Source organism: Thalassospira marina, from assembly GCF_002844375.1.
Classification (GTDB): Bacteria; Pseudomonadota; Alphaproteobacteria; order Rhodospirillales; family Thalassospiraceae; genus Thalassospira; species Thalassospira marina.
On sequence record NZ_CP024199.1, the window covers coordinates 1,420,451 to 1,441,804 of the forward strand.

16 protein-coding genes are annotated in these 21,354 nt (G+C 54.5%); 4 read left to right on the forward strand and 12 right to left on the reverse strand.

Features of this window, described 5'->3' with window-relative positions; translation table 11 throughout:
* Positions 1–279 precede the first annotated feature (279 nt).
* Together CSC3H3_RS06415 and CSC3H3_RS06420 are read left to right on the forward strand one after the other, a co-directional pair.
* Positions 280–957, forward strand: a complete 678-nt coding sequence (locus CSC3H3_RS06415; protein ID WP_101269524.1) for a GntR family transcriptional regulator — start codon at positions 280–282, stop codon at positions 955–957.
* A 146-nt stretch (positions 958–1,103) separates the two neighbouring features.
* Complete coding sequence (locus tag CSC3H3_RS06420; RefSeq protein ID WP_101284323.1) at positions 1,104–1,853, forward strand: TlyA family RNA methyltransferase; 750 nt, start codon at positions 1,104–1,106, stop codon at positions 1,851–1,853.
* A gap of 86 nt (positions 1,854–1,939) precedes the next feature.
* Here the strand turns inward: CSC3H3_RS06420 and CSC3H3_RS06425 are convergent, their stop codons facing one another.
* The 6 genes from CSC3H3_RS06425 to CSC3H3_RS06450 form a co-directional block, all read right to left on the reverse strand.
* The gene (locus tag CSC3H3_RS06425; RefSeq protein ID WP_101284324.1) at positions 1,940–3,493 is read right to left on the reverse strand and encodes a TRAP transporter large permease; all 1,554 of its coding nucleotides are present in this window, start codon (positions 3,491–3,493) and stop codon (positions 1,940–1,942) included.
* Positions 3,490–4,194 carry a TRAP transporter small permease subunit gene (locus CSC3H3_RS06430; protein ID WP_101284325.1) on the reverse strand — a complete coding sequence of 235 codons (705 nt, stop codon included), beginning with the start codon at positions 4,192–4,194 and terminating at the stop codon, positions 3,490–3,492. Before CSC3H3_RS06430 ends, CSC3H3_RS06425 begins: the two co-directional genes overlap by 4 nt.
* A 78-nt stretch (positions 4,195–4,272) precedes the next feature.
* Positions 4,273–5,388, reverse strand: coding sequence for a TRAP transporter substrate-binding protein DctP (dctP, locus tag CSC3H3_RS06435; protein WP_101269533.1), 1,116 nt, complete (start codon positions 5,386–5,388; stop codon positions 4,273–4,275).
* A 176-nt stretch (positions 5,389–5,564) separates the two neighbouring features.
* The gene (locus tag CSC3H3_RS06440) at positions 5,565–5,987 is read right to left on the reverse strand and encodes a GlcG/HbpS family heme-binding protein (RefSeq protein WP_101284326.1); all 423 of its coding nucleotides are present in this window, start codon (positions 5,985–5,987) and stop codon (positions 5,565–5,567) included.
* Positions 5,988–6,587: 600 nt separating this feature from the next.
* On the reverse strand, positions 6,588–11,345 hold the full coding sequence (locus CSC3H3_RS06445) for an autotransporter domain-containing protein (RefSeq protein ID WP_101284327.1): 4,758 nt from the start codon (positions 11,343–11,345) through the stop codon (positions 6,588–6,590).
* A gap of 399 nt (positions 11,346–11,744) precedes the next feature.
* Entirely contained in the window at positions 11,745–12,620 is an 876-nt protein-coding gene (locus CSC3H3_RS06450) for a LysR family transcriptional regulator (protein ID WP_101284328.1), read from the reverse strand.
* Positions 12,621–12,688: 68 nt separating this feature from the next.
* Here CSC3H3_RS06450 and CSC3H3_RS06455 point away from each other — a divergent pair, with 68 nt between their 5' ends.
* Positions 12,689–13,846 (forward strand): DMT family transporter, encoded by a 1,158-nt coding sequence (locus tag CSC3H3_RS06455; RefSeq protein WP_101284329.1) that lies wholly within the window; start codon positions 12,689–12,691, stop codon positions 13,844–13,846.
* Between the two features lie 30 nt (positions 13,847–13,876).
* Here CSC3H3_RS06455 and CSC3H3_RS06460 read toward each other — a convergent pair whose 3' ends face one another.
* The 4 genes from CSC3H3_RS06460 to fabI form a co-directional block, all read right to left on the reverse strand.
* Positions 13,877–14,344 carry a DUF2269 family protein gene (locus CSC3H3_RS06460; protein ID WP_101284330.1) on the reverse strand — a complete coding sequence of 156 codons (468 nt, stop codon included), beginning with the start codon at positions 14,342–14,344 and terminating at the stop codon, positions 13,877–13,879.
* Between the two features lie 83 nt (positions 14,345–14,427).
* A complete protein-coding gene (locus CSC3H3_RS06465) occupies positions 14,428–15,048 on the reverse strand; it encodes a TetR/AcrR family transcriptional regulator (RefSeq protein ID WP_101284331.1) in 621 nt (206 codons plus the stop codon).
* Positions 15,049–15,525: 477 nt separating this feature from the next.
* Positions 15,526–16,614, reverse strand: coding sequence for a chorismate synthase (aroC, locus tag CSC3H3_RS06470; RefSeq protein WP_101269544.1), 1,089 nt, complete (start codon positions 16,612–16,614; stop codon positions 15,526–15,528).
* Positions 16,615–16,703: 89 nt separating this feature from the next.
* Positions 16,704–17,534, reverse strand: coding sequence for an enoyl-ACP reductase FabI (fabI, locus tag CSC3H3_RS06475; RefSeq protein ID WP_101269546.1), 831 nt, complete (start codon positions 17,532–17,534; stop codon positions 16,704–16,706).
* A gap of 202 nt (positions 17,535–17,736) precedes the next feature.
* Here fabI and CSC3H3_RS06480 point away from each other — a divergent pair, with 202 nt between their 5' ends.
* Positions 17,737–19,101, forward strand: coding sequence for a YihY family inner membrane protein (locus CSC3H3_RS06480; RefSeq protein WP_101284332.1), 1,365 nt, complete (start codon positions 17,737–17,739; stop codon positions 19,099–19,101).
* A 106-nt stretch (positions 19,102–19,207) separates the two neighbouring features.
* Here the strand turns inward: CSC3H3_RS06480 and CSC3H3_RS06485 are convergent, their stop codons facing one another.
* Together CSC3H3_RS06485 and CSC3H3_RS06490 are read right to left on the reverse strand one after the other, a co-directional pair.
* Positions 19,208–19,657: a universal stress protein gene (locus CSC3H3_RS06485; RefSeq protein WP_101284333.1), complete on the reverse strand. Its 450-nt coding sequence runs from the start codon at positions 19,655–19,657 to the stop codon at positions 19,208–19,210.
* A gap of 209 nt (positions 19,658–19,866) precedes the next feature.
* Complete coding sequence (locus CSC3H3_RS06490) at positions 19,867–21,234, reverse strand: mechanosensitive ion channel family protein (protein ID WP_245881307.1); 1,368 nt, start codon at positions 21,232–21,234, stop codon at positions 19,867–19,869.
* Positions 21,235–21,354: the final 120 nt, after the last annotated feature.

A 21,354-nucleotide genomic window follows, 5' to 3' on the forward strand; every position in this document is an offset into this window, starting at 1 on the left:
CATATACGCGTTGTGCGCTTTTTTATTGTGACGTTATTCGCCATGAGGGAAAGCGTTACAGATTTCTGGCATGCTGTCTATCTGTTTTTGTATACCAGATTGGCCTTTTGCAATGCCACATGGGGAAGGCTGGCTGAAACGCTTATAATCCCGGTTTTGTGCGCTTTCACATTTCGCAATGCAGCGAAAATCAGTGCATTTTTTGCGCCGAATTTCTTTGAAAGACACCGGAATATATGTTCTGGTATACCACGCTTGGGCTTTTATGGAGGGTGCCTTATGGCGCGAAATGGCAAACTGGCAGAAGATCTGGTACAGGCGCTGGAGCGTGATATCGTAACCGGTGTGCTTCAGCCTGGTGACCGTCTGGATGAACGGGGCCTGAGCGAACGGTTCAATGTATCGCGCACACCCGTACGCGAGGCATTGCAATCCCTGGCCCGAAGCGGGCTGGTCGCAACATTGCCGCGCCGGGGGACGGTTGTGGCTTCCATTACCGTTGGCGAACTGATCGAAATGTTCGAAGTCATGGCCGAACTTGAAGCCATGTGTGCCCGCCTTGCCGCACGGCGTATGGCCAAGGCCGATATTGACCGGCTTTTTGAACTTTCCGCCGAATGTGATGCCCTGCGCGGGCAGGTGGATGCCGATGCCTATTACGCGGCAAATGTGCGTTTCCACGAAGCCATCTATGCCGGCTGTCGTAATTCCTATCTGGAAAAGCAGACCAAAACGGTGCGCAACCGGCTTTCGCCCTATCGGCGTTTGCAGTTGCACCGCCCGGGCCGGGTGGAAAAATCCAATAACGAACATGCCGAGATTCTCGATGCGATTGCCAGTGGCAAGGCCGATCTGGCAGCCGACCTGATGCGCGCCCACCTTGCCGTGCAGGGCGAAGCCCTGAATGACCTGCTGGCAATGGTGCCGCGTGTGTTTCTCGAACCACTTGCAAGCTGACCCGCTCGTTTGGTGTGCTGGCATGTTTTAACGGCGTGTTTGCCTGTGCCCCGGTCGTTGCAGGATCAAAAAGCCGCCATCGCGCGGCTTTAACCTTTGCCAAAAACCGGGCGTGATTTTTACCGGCAGGTGCGTTACAAACTGGCATGGCAAAAAAACGTTTGGATCAGATGCTTGTCGACCGCGGCATGGTCGAAAGCCTTGCAAAAGCCCAGGCCCATATCATGGCCGGGGATGTGTTTACCCGCGAGCAGCGCCTGGATAAACCCGGCATGCAGGTACGCGATGACATATCACTCACCCTGCGCGGGCAACCGCACCCGTGGGTTTCGCGCGGCGGGCTGAAGCTGGAAAAAGGGCTGGTTGAATTTGATATCGATGTCACCGGTTTTACCGGCATTGATGTCGGGTCTTCGACCGGCGGCTTTACCGATGTGCTGCTGCATAATGGTGCGACAAAGGTTTACGCCATCGATGTGGGGCAGGGCCAGCTTGACTGGAAACTGCGTAATGATGACCGTGTCGTGGTAATGGAAAAAACCAATGCCCGCCACGTCACCCAGGAAATGATCCCTGATCCCATCGATATTGTGGCGTGCGATGCCAGCTTTATTGGCCTGCGCACGGTGTTGCCCGCCAGCATGGAACGGGTAAAACCCGGTGGCTATCTGGTCGCGCTGATCAAACCGCAATTTGAAGTTGGCAAGGAACGGGTCGGTAAAAAAGGTGTGGTTCGCGAACCCGAACTGCACCAGGAAGTTTGCGATACCATTTCCGACTGGCTGGCAAACCTGCCGGGCTGGCGCGTTCTTGGCCTTGCCACCAGCCCGATCACAGGCCCGGAAGGAAATGTTGAATTCCTGATTGGCGGTCGCAAGGATGGTAGCGCGGATTAAGGCTGCGCGCTGTTATAGCCCGGAAATCAAAAGACCCGCGATTTTGTCGCGGGTCTTTGTTTTAGGTGTGAATTTGTGGTCGTTGTTTAATGCCCGTAAACCATATTGGGCAGCCAGGTAACGATACCGGGCAAAAGGATGCACAGGGCAAGGCCCAGCGCCTGCAGGGCCAGGAAAATCAGCGATGATTTGAAGATCGTCGCCATCGAGATTTCCGGCGGGCAGACACCCCGGATGTAAAACAGGGCATAACCGAAAGGCGGGCTTAGGAACGACATCTGCATATTGACCAGATAAAGCACGCCAAACCACAGAACCACATCATCACCGGGAACAGCAGGCAGGCCAAACAGGCCATCAAATGTCAGTGCCTTGACGATCGGTACAAAGATTGGCACCGCCAGAAGCAGAATGCCGACCCAGTCAAGAAACATGCCCAGAATAACCAGCAGCACCATCAGCAAAAACAGAATGCCGTATGATGACATGCCGGTGCCCAGGATCGCCTCGGTAATGAAGGTCTGGCCGCCCTGCAGGATGTAAAAACCCACAAAGATTGACGCGCCAAACATGATCCACAACACCATCGCGGAAGCCTTGAGCGTACCGATCGAGGCTTCGCGCAGGGCAGTAAGCGAAAAGCGTTTATGCATCATCGCCACGATCACGGCACCAAAGGAGCCAATGCCCGCAGCTTCGACCGGGGTGGCAACACCGGCAAAAAGCAGGCCCAGCACCAGAAATACCAGAATTAACGGCGCGATCAGATCACGCAGCAGGCCCAGTTTTTCCGCAAAACTGATGCGTTCGGAAACGGGAACGGGCGGGCCAAGTTTGGGGTTTTTGATGCTGCGGATAACGACATAGGCAATATACATGCCCGACAGCAAAAGCCCCGGTACGACCGAACCCAGATAAAGCTCGCCCACGGATTGCTGCGCAACAACAGCATAAAGAATGGCAAGGATGGAGGGCGGAATAAGAATGCCCAGCGTCCCGCCTGCCATGATCGAGCCAATGGCAATTTCCGGGTCATATTTGCGTTTCAGCATGGCGGGAAGCGCGATGATGCCCATGGTCACAACGGCTGCGCCAATAACGCCCACCATGGCCGCCAGAATGGTCGATGCCAGAATGGTTGCCGCCGCAAGACCACCGCTTAGACCGCCCAGCCATTTGTAAACGACATTGAACATTTCCTCGATCAGGCCGGCACGTTCCAGCATGGATGCCATGAAAATGAAAAGCGGAATGGCGGCGAGGTCGGAATTGGTCATCATCGGGAAGATACGACCGGGAATGATGTTTAACATGGTGGAATCCCCCACCAGATAAATAAACACCACTCCCAGCCCGCCCGTGACAAAGGCCAGCGGCAAACCCATCATCAAAACGATGACCAGCGACCCAAACATGATCCAGGTCAGTGTGCTGATATCGACATTGGCCAGGATACCGGCAGAGCGGAACAAAAAGACCTCGTCGCCCCACGGGTCATAAAACAGGATATTGATGATCTCGACGGCCAGCACAAAGACGGCAATGATCGAGGCGATGATCAGAAGCCAGGTGCCAAAACGGCCGACAGCCGTGTTTTTGGGGCCGCGCGCGGGGACGGATGAAGTTGCTGGCGATGTCATCTTGCGCCCTCCTTGCCCATTTCAATGAACAGCATGATGTCCTTGATCAGCTTGGACAGTCCGGCCAGCAGGATTAAAACCGCACCCAGCAGCATCATGCCTTTGACCGGCCAGTATTGAATGCCCCAGGTTTCCACCGTGGTTTCCCCCATGTCATAGGAATCGGTGAAGAACCGGAAGGACGTGCCTGCCAGTGCAAGGGCGAAAATGAAAAAGAAAATCGATGTAAACACATCCATGCCAACCCGCCCGCGATCAGGCAGCAGGTTATAGACAATATCGACCCGCACATGGGCGCCGTGCAGCATGGCATAGGCCCCGGCCAGCAGATATTGCATGCCAAATAACAGGAAGGATGCTTCATGCACCCAGATGGTAGGCATATTGAACAGATAGCGCATCACCACTTCAAAGAAGTAGAAAATCACGGTGTTGATCGTCCAGAATGCGATGAACAACCCGGACTTTTCACTGATACAGTCGATGATGCGGGTAACGATATTGCCCTTGATCCCGTAACGGATCAGCGGGTCTTCTTCGGCCAGTAGCTCCGCTGCCGGATCTTCCTGGTCCGGTTTTGGGGCTGCATTTTTTGATGTGTGGTTTTCCCACGCAATCATGATCAGGGGCATGACGGCCAGCCACCCCCAATACAGCCAGTGCGGCATGACAAAGCCGAAACCTTCTTCAAGGCCAGACATTCTATTCCTCCCACGCAAAAAGAAACCGGGGGCAGGGCAGGCCGGTGAACCCGGCGCAATGCCCCCGGTATCACCAGATCAGAGCGACTGGCCCTTGATGTCGTCGGGCGAGATATAGCCGACAATGTCATTCATCATGTAATCAAGCTGCAGCTTGAAAATCGCCTTGGCATCGTCGTTTTTATTGGCCCAGCGATACCAGACAGGAATGGCCGCACGGCGGAATTCCTGCATGTCTTCGGCGCTGAGACGCGAAACCTTGGACCCGGCCTGTTTGAATTTTTCCAGGGCTTCGACATTGCGTTTCTGGATGGTGACATAGTGATGCAGCGAATAGGCATGAACCTGGTCTTCGACCAGTTGTTTCATCGGATCGGGAAGCTGCGTCCAGGCGCGCATATTGACGGTAAGGTCCATCAGGTCAACCGGCTGATAAACTGACATCACGCCCGGGGGGCCAAACAGGATGTTGTTGGTGACCTGGGCAAAACCAAGATCCCAGTTCACAGCCGGGCCAACATAATCGGCGGCATCAATGGTGCCTTTTTCAAGGGCGGGGAAAATGTCCGACCCTGGCAGGCTGACGGTGGAAACGCCAAACTGTTCAAATACTTCGGCAACCATGCCCCCGGGCAGGCGGATTTTCATGCCTTTCAGGTCGGCAAGGCTGTTTACCGGCTTTTTGGAATGGATGATGTTGGCGTCATGGTGGATCGGCCCGACATAGAACATGCCGTATTTTTTATAGATCTCGCGGGTTTTTTCCAGCATGCCAAGACCATAGAACATGGTGTCCCATTGCGCGGGCTGGTCCGGCCCGGCCGGATAGGATGACAAAAATACCGATGCCGGAATTTTCCCCGACCAATACAGGGTAAAGGGGTTCATGGCCTGCAAAACGCCGGTACGGACTGAATCAAACAGGGCATTGTTATCCGCCGCAACGGCCTTGGCCGGGAAGGGCTTGAAGGTCAGCTCGCCGCTGCTTTTTTCGGCCATGTTGTTACACCATTCCTCAAACAGGGTGTAACCCACAGTCCCGGCATCCCACACCGACTGGATCTTCCAGGTGGTGCCAGCCGCCAGTGCCTTGGTGGAAATAAAGGGTGCGCTAACAGCGGCCCCCGCCGCTGCCAGTGTGGTGGTACGCAGAAAATTCCGGCGGTCCATGCCGGTTTTGGTTACGTCACTCATCAGTTTCCTCCCTTCGAGGTAATGGACGCATGCCGTGTTTTTATTGTTCGGTCGGCGTCCGGGGTGAAACGGCGCGGCTTGCGCCATTTCGCATTCTTTGGTGGGCAGTCTCCCATTTCTTTGGGCGGTGCAGGCGCCTGTGGCAGCCATGCTTTATGCGTGTTGAAAATGCTGTTTCAGATCGATGCCAGAAAATGGTCAATCCCCGCCTGGGCGCAGTCCATATCCTGTTGCGGTGTGCCCGAACTCAGGCCAATACCGCCAACCACTTCGCCATCAACAATAACGGGCAGGCCACCCCCAACAATCGAAAGCCTGCCGCCAACCTCGGTATGGATGCCAAAGGCAAGGCTGCCAGGCTGGGCGGCGGCGTTATATTCGTGTGTTGCCTTGCGTGCGGCAGCGGCCGTAAAGGCCTTGTCCTGCGCAACAACCGTGCTGGTTACTTTGCCGCCATCCATGCGTTCAAACGCAATTAATGTGCCCGATTCATCGGTAATGGCGATGCACATGGGGATGCCAATTTCGGTGGCTCTGGCCCGGGCGCCATCAATCAGAATTTTGGCATCATCAATGGAAAGGCGTTTGATCGTCAGCATGAAGGCTCCGTTTATTCAAAGGCAAAAAAGGGGGACGAAAACAGGGGCAGCAGCCTGTGGTGAAACCGCCAAAAACCGGGCTTGCGAGCGGATAGGGCATTTACAATATGGCCGCACAAAAACATTCCGGTCTGCACGGCAAGGTGCCGTTCCGCGTGGTGATTGGCTTTTCGCCTCCCTGAATCTGGTGCTGGTCGGGAATTTCATGTTTCAACCCTGACGCAACCAACTTGTTTATCAAATTCTATTTGAAGGTCTTTCGCGGAAGCAAATGTTTTAAATTTGCTTTTCACATCGTGGAAAGACGACGACCGCACGCATGCCGCTGCACGATGGAAAATCGCACCGGGATCGATATTAAGATGCTGAATAATTTGAAGTTTTCAGGTCTTTCTGCCCAATGGGCACCAATAAATCACGAAACCTGCGTTTCGCGGCCAAGTGCCGAAATCGCACTTGGCGCGAGTTCGAGCAAGGCGGGTGTGGCTTCATCGCGAAGTGGCACGTTTCCCGTCGCCAGGCCCGATCCGCAAGTTTGGAAGCGGGTTTAAGGCGACGGGAAATGCATAGTGTTTTGATCAGGTGCCAGATGTGTTCAGATCACCATTCATAGCGGCCACCCAGGATAAAGCTGTGTTCGGTTTGCTTGCTGCCAAATGATGGATTGTAACTGGCGAATGCCTGGAACGAATCGCCAAATTTAAGCGCGGTACCAATTTTGGCCGCAAGCATGTTGCGGTCTTTGGGCGTGCCATTTACGATAAAGTCGCTGCCGCCACTCGTGAAATGCAATGTGCTGCTGTTATCTGTCGCGCCGATATGGTGTTTGAGGGCCAGACCCAATTGTGGAAGCAGTTTTTTATTGTTGGCAAGGTCATATTCGCTTGAAAACCGCACACCGAAGGTCGATGTGCCAACAAGATCGGTATCGTCATCCCGCCCCAAATTGGCACCGGGTGCCCCGGTTTCGGTAAATTCGCCCAGATATTGCTGCAAAACCGATGCAGAAACATAGGGTTCGAACCACATATTCTTGTCGATTTCAAAGGTCCGGGCCAGTTCGGCATCCAGGGCAAGGCTTTGGTCGGTGTAATCGGCACGGGCTGATTGATCAAAACCACCGATTTTAAGGTCACGTCGGCTTTTTGATGAAATACGGCTCCAGGCCACTTGGCCACTGGCGCGCCAGTCATCGAGGCGATATTCGCCATAAAGACCAGCTGTAAAGGTATCGGTATCGATCCGGGAACGGATTGCTGTTTGTTCGCTGTTTCCGTTGATATAGCCGAAAAATGCGCCAAGGGTGAATTCAGGGGTCAGCGCTCTATCATAGCCGCCAATAACACCAAGCCAGTCATAGCCTGTTTTAACGGATTCCCCGTCCGCATCGATAATGCCTTTCCCGCCGACTGTTTGGGACCACAGGCCATTGGGGGATTTATCGGGTGATGTATTGATCCGTGAATTTGAAAGACCCAGGGATTCCCCGATAGGTCGGGTAATGTCGATCATGCCTTGGGGTTGGGCAAACCCAGCCATTTCTGCCGCACTGAAAGACAGACCAGCCTGCCCGCCAGCCCCTGTCGAGGTGCGCAAAGCGGTCAGGCGGGTGCCAACCTGCTGGCTGACTTGCTGGTTCAAATTGACACTGGCCTGGCGGGTTATCGGGTAAATATTCCCCGTAAGCTGGGTATAGGCTTCCTGCACAGCAGTTTCTGATAGCGATAGAAGGTTATTTAGCAGTTCGTCGGCGTTTTTCAGGGTGTTCAACACAATGGCGACGGATTTCTGGTTGGGTGTTTTGGCAACGTCCACATAGCCCGTCGAATTGCGTTTGAGGGTCAGCATCACGTCGTTACCCGTGCCGCTGGTGTAGTCGACACTGGCATCATAAAAGGCCAGATCATCGGTTATCGAGGCAAAGGTGCCGGTGATCGCAGATGCGCCCTGATTGTCGATAATGATTTGGGAAAACTCGGATTTGGCGAAATTTCCCTGCAAGCCAATAATCGACAATGATGCATTATCAAGACTGACAGTGCCGTTATTTAGCACTGCAATTTTGTCCATGCTGCCGGTGTCATCGACTTCAATCTGAAGGGTTGAACCATTGGCCAGGCTATAATTGCCATTCACCGTTTGGGTGCCGATGCCTTTGTTTCCGGGGGCGTGCGTGCCGCCGGTCAAAATTGACAGGGCACCGATGCTGCCGGTTCCACCAAATGTAGCAGCACTGCTGACCGTAACGGACGAGGCGGCATTTGACCCATTGATCCAAAGGCTGCCCTGATTAACAGATGTGTTGCCACTATAGGTATTTGTTCCCGTAAGGAACATTTCGCCGCTGCCGGTTTTGGCGAGGGCGCCGGTGCCGGAAATGACCCCGGAGAGCGTGAGTGCGGTATCAGCAGCTGTGCTGATTTTTCCTGTTTTTGCAGTATTCAGTGTGATGTTTTGCGATGCTGTGAAGCTGCCGGTTGTTGCCAGCGTGCCGCCATCAAAAACAAGGCTGCCAGCACCAAGCGCGGATTGCGCGCCAACAGATAACGTCCCGCCAGAAAGCGTGGTCAAGCCGGTGAAATTGGAGTTGTCGCCTGTCAGGCTTGTGGTGCCAGCCAGGATTTTCAGTGCACCACTTCCGGATATATTTGCGCCAAAGCTGTAATCCTGCGTGGTGTGTTTGAAAATGATCGATCCGGTCCCGGACCCGAAACTGACACTATTTGCCGCAACGATACCGGCTTCGGTCGCCGGGTCATTGCCTTCTGCCGCGCCAATATTCAAAACTCCCTGGGAGCCTGCGCTATAGGCAATATAGATACCACGGGTCCGATCCGTTACATCGACTGTGCCGCCATTGGATAATGTTGCCGTGCCGCTCCCCTGATAGCCGATCATGGTGTAAACGTCGGACACCACCTTTGACCCTGTGCCATCGACAACAAGGCTGCCGATGGAGCCAGTTGAAAAACCTGCAATGATCTGCTGGGCACCCGTGATAAGGCCGCCCTGCGATACGGTTGCGACCGCATCGGTGCCGGATGTTCCGATGCTGAGATAATAGTTCTGATCGTAATTTGTGCCATCAGCAGTAAGTTTCAGTGTGCTGCCGGTGCCCGTTACGTTCAACCTGCCTGTTGAACCTGCCCGTGATCCAACCTCGACACGCTGGCCAGCTTCAACAACGGCACCTTCACTGATATCAAGTGTGCCATTTCCGCTTGATCCGACAACCAGCGCTGCATCTATCAAATCAACGAGCGAGCCACTGCCTGAAACACTTAATTTACCCGATATATTGGCATCCTGCCCGATGGTGATGCCTTTGTCGGTGACGGTCGTTGCACCATCCTTGACGATAAATTCACCGTCCCCCTGTGCGCCAATAACCATGCCGTTATCGGCCTTAATCTGGCTTCCTGTGCCGGAAACAGTAACTACGCCTTTATCGGTTTTGCCAGGGAAGCCAACGGTCAGCATCTGGTTTGAGTTATAGTGCGCGCCATCCAGAACGTTCAGGGCACCGCTATCAACACGCGAGGAATTGGTGGTTGTCATGGTTGTGCCCTGTCCCGTCAGGGTCAGGGTGCCGTGATGTGAGGCTTGTGTTGCAAGCATGGGGTTGAAGGTGCCAACAACCAGACTATCAAGCGTGAGCGTTGATGCATTCTGTATGGTGACGATGGGGCCATCTTGCGCGTCGCCGCCAATAAAGAGGCCAGTCGCAGATGTGGTGTTGTTATCCAGTGTCAGGCCACCGGCCCCCACCCGGATATATTTGTATGTCTGGTCCTGATTTAGCGTCAGGGTCCCGGATCCTGTTTTTTCCAGGTCTACCGGGTCTGCGCTATTGGTCATTGCACCCGAAAGGGTGGCATTTCCTGTTAGCACTTCGACGGTAATCGCAGCATTTGCCAATTCAATGTCATTGCTGATTGTAACACCATCCGCAAGGCCCAGCGTGCCGCCGGTAATGCTGAGTTTTGATGTGCCAATTGCGCTGTTCGTGCCAAGGGTAAGAGTTCCCCCCTCAAGCGAGACATTGCCGCTGAAATTACTGCTGGTACCTGAAAGCGTTGTTTTGCCGGCGATGCTGCGGATCGTGCCTTTGCCAGCCTGCCCTGAAATATTGTCATCAATGACATAGTCTGTCTCGGTGTGGTTCAGGACAATTGTGCCGGTTCCCTCGCCAAATTCGATGCCATTGGCAGTTTCAAAGCTGCCCGCCGCAACGGCAGCACCATCGGCAGCTGCGCCAATAATCAGGGTTCCGTTTCCGGTTGCGCTATAGCCAATGCGCAAAACGTTATCCATGGTGAATTTGGCACCCTGCTGCAGCGTCAATGTCCCGGTACCATCAACGCCGATATAGCCATTGCCCGAAAAACTGTCATGTATCGATGACAGCTTGGTATTGGTGCCAGTCAGTAAAACACTGCCGGTTGAGCCAAGGTCATTGCCGATACCCACCACAGAAGCGGAACCCTGCGCTCCGTCCGAGATGGTCAGGCTGCCGGTATTATTGCTGGGGCCATTTCCGCTGCCGCCAACATAAAGCGACAGATGTGCGTTCCAGGTTGTATTCTCGCCGGTAACAGTCATGGAGGCAGTGCTGCCGGTTCCATCACCGTTTACATAGCCTGCGTCCGATTCAAGTGTGGCGCCGTCGGAAATTGTCGCGGTGCCGGATTCAACATTAAAAAAGCCATCCGCACTTTCCCAGTTTGCCGGAGTGCCGGGATTGGCCGTACCGACTTTGATGGATGTGCCGGCACCCGATGCAATGAATGTTGCACTGTTAAGGTAAACGCCACCCGCGACAGTTTCAAACTGGGCGCCGTCCTTAACCTCAAACGTGCCTTTTTTGAAACTGACATGCGATTGTGAAATCAATTTCGACCCGGTATCAGAAATATAGATTGATCCCGTACCGGCATCAGTTGCTGTTTTAACCTGGCCAGCGGAGACGGTGCCTCCCTCGGAAATGTTTAATGTTCCTGTGCCTTTATAACCGATCAGCAATGCTGTGGAATTGTCATTCCAGATCGCGTTTGTGCCGGTCACATTAACGGTTCCGGTTGCTCCGGTATCGGTACCGATAAATGTTTCTTTGGCTGACGGGCCGGAATTGGTGCCGCTATTTAAAGTTGTGCCCGCGCCAACATTCAGGATTGCTGATCCGGAATTGGGTGCTGATCCGACCTCAAGGTAATCGTAGCTCTCAGAGCCCGATACGGTGTGAGTATCGTTATTAATAATCAGATCAGCAGCCAGCCCCGGATTGGTTAAACCAAAACAATCCGTTGCAACAGATGCCAGTAATAGCAGTGTTATTTTTCCACGCGAAAAATTGAACATGCTCCCCCCTATAAGGCATGGTCACGGAATAAATTTGGGCTGCATTCGCTATTCGTTCGGGAAATCAGTTATGTTAGTCGATTGTTTTTATTGTTTTTAAAAAGCGGGCACGTCGTAGGCCGCCTGAAGCCTGAGAAGCCTTTGCGTTAACCGGTCACAGAGTTATTTTGTTACGGAAATTTTATTTTTTTTCTGCGAGGTCGCTGGCCAGTTTTTTACGCTTTTCAGAAATTTTGCGTAAATATCTCTCTCTCTGGATTACCTCGAAAGTATAATCAGTTTTTCCCTTTTAAATAAAGAGGGTGATTTTACTTCTCAAGGGTTGGTGGTATAGTACGAAATTTTGTGTAAAAATACGTTTGTATAATTATTAATCTTTTGATTGAGAAAAATATCTATTCAAATGGATTGGTTTGGATGTGTTGAACCTGCACTGTTAAGTGCCGAAATCGCACTTAGTGCGAGTTCGCGCAATGCAGGTGTGGCCTGATCGCGGATTTTAAGGGCGATGTCGATTGGGGGCAGGGGCGGCAGGTCGGGGCTGGTGATGATATGCAGCCCTTCATGATGCGCGGTACAGGCGGGCATCACACCCATGGCATGGCCGCCGCGTACTGCGGTGACCAGCATGGAATTGGCATTGCTGCTGTGGCTGATGCGATGGGGAATATCGTTTTGGCGCAGGGCGGCAAGGCCGCTGCGCCGCACGGAACAGGCATCGTGATAAACGGCAATCGGCAAGGGGCGCTGGCTTATTTCAAATTCAGGCAAGGCAACCCATACCAGCGGTTCGGAAATCACATGCAGGCTTTCGCCGTCGGGTTCGGCCGTCATGATGGCAAGGTCCAATTCCCCCTGCGCAACGCGTTTACCCAGATCAACGCTGTATCCGGCATGGCAGCTTATCTCGGTATGGGGCAGGCGCTGGGCGGCGGATCGCAAAATTTCGGGCAAAAAGATTGCCGCATAATCATCAGGCAGGCCAATGCGCAAAATCGCCGGTGCCGCTTCAAGCAGATCGGCGATCATGCGGTCATTCAACCCGATGATGCCTTCGGCATAGGATTTAACCACAAGGCCGGTGGCTGTAGGGATAATCTGGTTGCGGTGGCGGGAAATCAGGGGCGTGCCAACGGTTTCTTCCAGGCGTTTGATCTGCTGGCTGATGGCGGGCTGGGTGCGCAGAAGAATTTCGGCAGTGCGGGTGAAACTTTGGGTTTCCAGCACCTTCAGAAATGTTCTAAGCCAGTCAATATCAACATTAAGCAGCGCCATAAGTATCTGTTATTTCCGTTATAAGCCGAAGCAATTTCCCTTTTGACCGCGTCACTGGCAATGTGCCGGTGCAGGCAGTCAACGGGCATAATCTGGCGGCTGTTGTTGCGCAAAACAATGATTTTGTCACAAAGGCCACGGCAATGCAGAATTCCGCCTGTTTCAATGGGGCATCGGGATGCCAGAATATCAACGCACAGCGCACAGCAGGCGATTGTAGCACTGCGCACAGCGAAGACTCCCGCGAATTTGTGGCAAAATCATCAGCGTCGCATGCCCCGGTCAGCGCATCAAAAAGCATGATCTGGCCGGTCCTGGGCTTGTTGCTGGCGGCAAGCCTGATGGGGCTTGGTCCGATATTTGTGCGTCTGTCCGGCATATCGGCAGAGGCATCGGCCTTTTGGCGGGCGATGCTGGCCGCCCCGGTATTTCTGGTCGCCAGCCAGGGGCTGGCACTGGCCGGTTATGCCGGGCGCAAAACAGCCCGGAATGATGCCGCACATACCAAAACCGCCACAGATGCCCGCACGACCACGACACGCAAAACGGGTTTGCTGATTTTGGCTGGTGTGCTGTTTGCCGCCGATCTGATGTTTGCCCACCTGGCAATCGGCATGACAACGGTTGCCAATGCGATTTTGCTAAATAATCTGGCACCGCTTTTTGTGGGGTGCTTTGGCCTGCTGGGGTTGGCGCGGCGGCCCAGTCGCCGGTTCTGGCAGGGTTTGCCGATTGCGATGCTGGGTGCATTTTGCCTGTTTCTGGCAAGTTCACATGGCAGCGGGTCGATGCTGGGCGACGCAACGGCGATTTTGGCGGCTGGATTTTACGGGGCCTATTTCGTCGTAATCGCCAAGCTGCGCCAGGATCATTCCGCCCTGCAGATCATGCTATGGAGCACGATTGTCACCGCGATTGTGCTTGGGCTTTATATGCTGGTTTTTGATGGTGGCGTCGGTATGCCCGCGGTCATGGGCGGGTGGCTGGCCCTGTGCGGGTTGGCGTTTTTAACCCATATTGGCGGGCAGGGCATGGTTTCGGTCTGTTTCAAGCGGGTTGATGAAGCGACCGGGTCCATCATTTTGCTATGGCAGCCCTTTATGTCGGCCCTGTTGGGGGCATTGGTACTGGGCGAGGTTTTAAACCCCTGGCACGCCGTCGGGGCGGCCTTTGTGATGGTGGCCGTGGCCTATATCACGGTGCGTCGGCGGCGAAAGGCGGCGTAAATTTGCTTAAAGCGCTTTGCCGATCATTGATCAGGGATTAAGCATCAGCCACAGGGTGATAAAGGGGAAAATCACCGCCAGCATCCCCAGGAAATTCCATAACCGGGCGGCTCGGTAATAGGTTTCAGGCAGGTCGGTCTGGTTATGGTCGCATGCATTGCGCGCAATTTTTGCCATGCGCCGTTGCAGCGGGATAAGCCCCAAAAGCCAGATCACCGCAGCCAGAATGAACAGGAAAATGCCGCTTTGCAGGTTAAAGCGGGCGGCAAGGTCAATGCGCGCAATGTGATACATGCCAATGCCACCAATCGCGATCAGGGCAACGCCGCCTGCGGTAAAGATCAGGTCGGTGATTTTGATCAGGCGGCACGAAAAGGCAATGATGGCAGGGTTACGGGTTTTGTCGGCCAGGTTTTTCCATACCGCACTGACCGTGATGTTCCCCAGAAACAGGATCACGCCCAGAAGATGGATAAATTTGATAAAGGCAAAATCCATGTGGGGGCCCCCTGTTTGCAAATACAGGATCAGGGATGCCCCGTTTCACTTGCTATTGCAAGCCGTGATCGGCCCAAAACCGGTTATTGGGCCTTTGATTTTAAATTGGCGGGAATGCCAAGGTCTTCGGCCAGCAGGCCAAAAACAAAATCCTGCAGGGGCTGGTCGGTTGGTGGCGAAATCATGCCATCGATAGCCAGGGTGGCAATGCCGTGGGCGCGGCTCCAGGCGGCAAGGGCGCGGTTATAGGCATTGGCCGCATCGGCCAACGTCATATTGCCGCGCTGGTCCAGATTGGTGACCGATCGTTGCAAAATATCAAACACGGCATCGGCGGCATCGCGCAGGTCGGGATACTGGTCCAGCGGTGGGCGTTCGCGGCCAAAAATCAGGCGGAAATGCTGCGGGTTTTCAATGGCAAATTCAACATAGGCCGCACTAAGCGCCATGATGCGTTCTTCATGGGGCAGGTTGCGCTGGGCGGTTTCTTCCAGCCGCTCGCCAAAGCGTTTTAAGGCCGCAATCGCCACTGCCGCCAAAATGCCATCCTTACCGTCAAAATGCCGATAGGGTGCTGCTTCGGAAACACCCGTCAGGCGGGCAAGGCGGCGCAGCGACAGGCCGCCGGGGCCTTCGGATCGCAAAATGGTTTCGGCCTCGCGCAGCAAAACATTGCGCACATCGCCGTGATGATATTTGGACATTTGCTCGGTTCGGTCTTTTTTATGTTAATAATGTTAACATAAACAGTCACTTCGATATGGTCAAGTAAAAAGTCGCAGAAATCCGCCATTTTTTCAGGTTGAATTGCATGCGTAGACCCTCGCCCGCACCCGAGTTTATCGCCCGGTTTCGGGGTTTTAAGGGGGCAGCAATCAGATTGCAATTGCGCAAATCCAGCACCGGTTGATTTTCTGGCGGATGGCCTGTTATTGGATTTTGGGGGCTGCGATTGGGACGGGGAAAGGGCATGGTGCCATGCATTTTGGTCCTCCCGCTCGCGGCGTTAGGGGGCAAAGGGCTTTAACGCTCAGGCTGACCAGCCTTGGGTGACTGCTGGTTCCCAACGTTACCCGGATGACAAGCGCGCAAACAAAAACGGCAGACTGGGAATGATCTGCCGTTTGCAATTTTCAGGCCTGCCAAGCCCCGGCCCGCGAGGGCGGTGCTATGGCGTTATTTCAGGCTTTGTTCCAACCTTCGCACTGCGCACGGTGGCGAAGCAGGTGGTCAGCAAGCACGATGGCTGCCATGGCTTCGCCCACCGGAACGGCACGAATGCCAACGCAGGGGTCATGGCGGCCCTTGGTGACCACATCAACATCCTTGCCAGCCGTATCAACACTTTGGCGCGGGGTGAGGATGGAGCTGGTCGGTTTGACCGCAAAGCGAATGATCACGTCCTCGCCCGATGAAATACCGCCGAGAATGCCACCCGCATGGTTGGACAGGAAAACCGGTTTGCCGTCTTCGCCCATGCGCATTTCATCGGCGTTTTCAATGCCGGTCAGTTCGGCAGCTTCAAAGCCATTGCCAATTTCAACGCCCTTGACGGCGTTAATCGTCATCATGGCCTTGGCAAGGTCGGCATCCAATTTGTCGTAAATCGGGTCCCCCAGGCCAACCGGCACGCCAGAGCAAACCACCTCGATCACGGCACCAACGGACGATCCATCCTTGCGCAAGCCATCAAGATATTCTTCAAAAACCGGTACGGCTTCGGGATCGGGGGTGAAGAAGGGGTTGTTATCAACCTCGTCCCAGTTCCAGTTGGCGCGATTGATTTCCTTGGTGCCCATTTTAACCAGCGCACCGCGAATTTTGATGTCATCGCCCAGAATTTTGCGGGCAACGGCACCGGCAGCCACCCGCATGGCGGTTTCACGGGCGGATGAACGCCCGCCACCGCGATAATCGCGAATGCCGTATTTTTCCCAATAGGTGTAATCGGCATGGCCGGGGCGGAACTGGTTTTTAATCTCGCCGTAATCCTTGGAACGCTGATCGACATTTTCAATCAGCAGACCAATCGGGGTGCCGGTGGTTTTGCCTTCAAACACACCCGAAAGGATTTTAACCTCGTCAGGTTCGCGGCGCTGGGTGGTAAAGCGCGACTGGCCGGGTTTGCGTTTTTCCAGATATTTCTGAATGTCGGCTTCACAAAGATCAAGACGCGGGGGAACCCCATCCACCACGCAGCCAATGGCCGGGCCGTGGCTTTCGCCGAAGGTGGTGAAACGAAACAGGGACCCAAAACTGTTGCCAGCCATCAGAAAATTCCAGATTTGATAGGGTTAATATTCTAAACAGACAAAACGGGCCGCCCGCGGGCGACCCGGTTTATCGGATTTTGGCGGGGTCAGGACTTGCTGACCGTGATGTCCGGGGCATCAACCTGTTTCATGCCAACGGTGTGATAACCGCAATCGACATGGTGGGTTTCGCCCGTCACACCCGAAGACAGGTCGGACAGGAAATACAGGCCGGAATGACCAACATCGTCAATCGTGACGTTGCGGCGCATCGGCGAGTTATATTCGTTCCATTTCAGGATATAGCGGAAATCGCCAATGCCCGATGCGGCAAGCGTCTTGATCGGGCCAGCCGAAATCGCGTTAACACGGATATTATCCGGGCCAAGGTCGTTGGCCATGTATTTGACGCTGGCTTCAAGGGCTGCCTTGGCAACGCCCATGACGTTGTAATGCGGCATGACCTTTTCCGCCCCGTAATAGGACAGGGTCAGCATGGAACCGCCATTGGGCATCATCTTTTCGGCGCGCTGGGCAACAGCGGTGAACGAATAGACCGAAATGTTCATCGACATGGCGAAGTTTTCGGGGGACGTATCAAGATAGCGGCCACGAAGTTCGTTTTTGTCGGAATAGCCAATCGCATGGACGATGAAGTCAATGGTTTCCCATTTTTCCTTCAACGCGTCAAAAGCCGCATCGATGCTTGCCGGGTCACTGACATCGCAGGGCAGCACGATATCGCTGCCGATGCTTTCGGCCAGCGGGCGCACGCGTTTGCCAAGGGCATCACCCTGATAGGTAAATGCAACCTCGCCACCGGCGGCGGCAACGGCACGGGCAATGCCCCATGCAATGGATTTGTCGTTGGCGACGCCCATGATCAGGCCTCGCTTACCGGCCATCAGGCCTGAAAGATTTTCGGCGGACAGGCTCATATTCCCTCTCGTTCAGGCAATCTCTCCACAGCTGGTGCGACGCCCGGTCAGGGTTGCGCCCAATACTGGAGACATTCAATATTATCCGCATCCTACACAAAGCCGGGCTAAAATCAATCTGGCCTGTTTTATCTTTGCGTGGCGCGTTACTCTCTCTTGCTGTTCTTACTATAGTCGGAAATTGCACAGGATTAAGCGTTTAATGGAGAATTGGCGAAAATTGCTCGATGACCGCACCGGATTTTGGCGTTATGCCTTTCTGCGGTTTCTGCATGACAAATCCCCGCAACGCGCCAGTGCGCTTTCATATACCACCCTTCTGGCGATGGTGCCGTTCCTGGCAATTGCGCTGACGGTGCTGTCTGCTTTTCCGGTTTTTGATGCCTGGAAAGACCAGATTTCCGGCCTGATCTTTAGCAATTTCCTGCCCCAGACCGGGTCGGAAGTGGCCGATTATCTGACCGGGTTTTTAAAAAATACCGGGCGCATGACAGCCATTGGCACCATCGTTTTGGGCTTTACCGCTGTAATGCTGCTGGGGTCCATCGAAACCGTGATGAACGATGTTTTCAGGGTAACAACACCGCGCAAGCTGTTATCGCGCCTGGTGGTGTTTTGGGCATTGATCACGGTGGGGCCTTTGTTGCTGGGGCTTAGCCTGTCGCTGGCATCCTATATTTTTGCCATGCGCCACTTTGTCGGGGGCGAAGCACTCGATGCGCAAATTGGCCAACTGGGTTTTCTTGCTCCCTTCTTTTTGTCGGCCATTGCCTTTTCGCTGCTGTTTTTGGGTATGCCCAACCGGTCGGTTGTCCTGATTGACGGCATAATTGGTGGGGTAGTGGCGGCCTTCCTGTTCGAACTTCTAAAAAAGGGGTTCGGCCTTTATGTCAGCACCTTTCCCACCTATCAGACGATTTATGGTGCCGTTGCGGTCGTACCAATTTTCCTGATCTGGATGTATCTGACCTGGATGGTGATTTTGCTGGGCGCGCAGGTGGCTGCGGCCCGGTCGGAATGGCGGGCAGCACGGGCAGCTGGCCTGGTGCCCGACCCGCGCGGCGGTTTGCCGGGCCAGACCGAACGCCTGATTGCCGTGCTGAAATTGCTGGAATATCTGCAAAACCGGTTTCAGCAGGCCGAAAAACCGCCAACCTATCGCAAGCTGCTGCATGAATTGAAAATGGGTGGGCGTGATCTTAACTGGGCCTTGGCCGCCTTGCGCCGGGAAAAGCTGATTGATCGCAGCGAAAAGCATCGCTGGCTGTTATCGGGTGACTTATCGCGCCTGAAACTGGGCGATCTGATGGGCAAACTCGGCCTGTTTTTAGATCAGGACCGGTTTTTGCTGGTGGATGTCAAAAGCGGTTGGCCGATGCGGGTGCGCGATAAACTGATCGAACTGGAAGACAGCCGCAAAGGGTTGCTTGATGTGTCGATTGGCGAGCTGTTCCAAAGCCCGCGTCCCGACGACAAGGTGCCCGAACCCCTTGAAAAAGACGATGACGACAGCAAAAAGCGCGACAGGGAAATTGATCATAACGATATGACAAGCCAGATCGACTAGCGTGACGGGCTGCCATTTTTTGCAGCTATGAAAAATGCCGGCGCCATTTGGGGCCGGCATTTTGTTTGGGCGTTTGCCCGCCAGGTATTTGGAGCAGGGCGATCTATCAGGCGTCGATTTGTGTGGTGGGGGCAATGGCAATCAGGATGCTACAGGGGGCATGCGCCAAAAGCGATGCGCCCGTCGAACCACCCCACCAGCGCGACAGCGCACCTTGTTCACGGTGGCCCACTACGATCAGATCAGACTGGATCTCCTTGGCAACGCGGCCAATTTCACCGGCGGGAATACCGTTTTCAAGGCGCGTTTCAACCGAAAGCCCCATCCCCTGCAGCTTGGCCTTGCCTTCGTTCAGGCTTTCCTGAATGTCGGCCAGCATCCGGTCCGGCAGGTCGGACGGCACCGCTGCCTCGGCATAAATCACGCCGATATCGGGGGCCAGAACGGCCAGCAGGCAAACTTCTGCCTGGCACATAACGGCCAGTTCCGCGCCCTGTTTCAGGGCCGCGCGGCCTTCCTGGCTGCCATCATAGGCAAGAAGGATTTTTTTATACATGATGAGGGCCTTTTCTGTGAAAAGCTGGTGGGAACAGGATGTTACCCGATGCATCCGCCTGTGCCAAGTTCAACAAGAAAAAGCTAATTTAATCCCGGGTTAGGGGGCGGGGGCCAGGGCAGCGGTGTTTGGCTGCGGGTCAATGGTCCCTATGGCCCCAAAGCCCCCAAAGCGCCCAATGGCCCCAACCGCCGCGAAGGTCGCGTTACTCAGGCGCTGGTATTGCCGTCATCGTCACGGCTTTCCCCGGTTTGTGGGCGGTTGGTTTCGTCGGGTGCATTTTTTGCAGCCTGGCTGACCTCAAACCGCAAAGGTTGCCTGCCGGGGTGCAGGTGCAGGTCACGCTGCGGGAAGGGGATTTCGATATTATTGGCTTTAAACTCGTCCCACACATTAAGCAGCACTTCGCTGATGATATTGCCGCGCCCGTTTTGCGGGTCGTTGATCCAGAAACGTATTTCAAGATCAACCGAATTATCGCCAAAGCCGCGCAACAGCGTGTTGGGGCCGGGTGTTTCAAGTACCCGTTTGCAGCGCGCCGCCGCAGCATTGCAAAGCGCAATCGCCTGACGCGGGTCATTGTTATAGGAAATGCCGACCGGGACTTTCAGGCGTAGCTGAACGTCAGTGTGGCTCCAGTTTTCGACCTGATTGGTGATCAGGTCTTCGTTGGGAATCAGAAACTCGGTGCCATCACGGGTGCGAACGGCGGTATAGCGTGCGCCAAGCGACTGGATCCAGCCAAAGGTATCGCCAATGGCAATGACATCGCCGGGTTTGATCGACCGATCCAGCAGCAGAATCAACCCGCTGATCAGGTTGGCAACAATGCGTTGCAGGCCAAGGCCGATCCCCACACCAACCGCACCACCAAAGACGGCCAGTGCCGTTAAATCCACGCCAATTGTCGACAGGGCGAAAAAGACCGCGATGGATAGCAGCACAATTTTTAAAAGTTTGACCAGCAGCACCTGCACAGAAGGCGTTAGTCGGTGCACACGATTAATGCGCTGTTCAAACAGATGCGATGCAAAGGATGCCACCCACAACAAAATCGCCAGCGACAGCACGGCCTTGATCAGCCCGTAAACCGACACACGGACACTGCCCAGTTCAATGGCGATGCCATCAAGCATATCGATGGTCGGGGTAAGCAGGCCAACAATGTTAAGGGCGGCGATGCTCCAGGCGATAATGGCAATGGTCCGGCCCCAGACCGGGTCATTCATAAAGGCGCTGGCAAGGCGAATGAAAATCCAGGCATTCAGCAGGCTGGCAACCAGCCGCAGCACATTATGCGGATAGGGCGCCTGGGTGGCGATGCCATCAAGAACCCAGACAATCAGAACAAATACCAGCGGAAAGGACAGGCCGGGCAGGGTGGCGCAAAACCGCCGCAAGCCTGGAATGTGGCTTAGCCCATGCCAGTTTTGCAATCGCGACAGCAGCCGTGCCACCGGCTTTGCCAGCAACACTGCCGGTACCGCCGCAAGCGCGACCGCCGCAATTTGCAATAAAATGGGAACAAGCAGAAGGTTGGCTTCTACCCAGTTAAGGGCCTGTTCAAGCCACGCCACTATTCGGTCAGATTGCCAGAAACCGTCCATCCATGCCCGCCCGACTGAAATGATCCGCCCTGTGTGAATGGCCCGGTCTTATGCCGGTTTATTCGGGCGCTTAACGTATCCTATACGGTG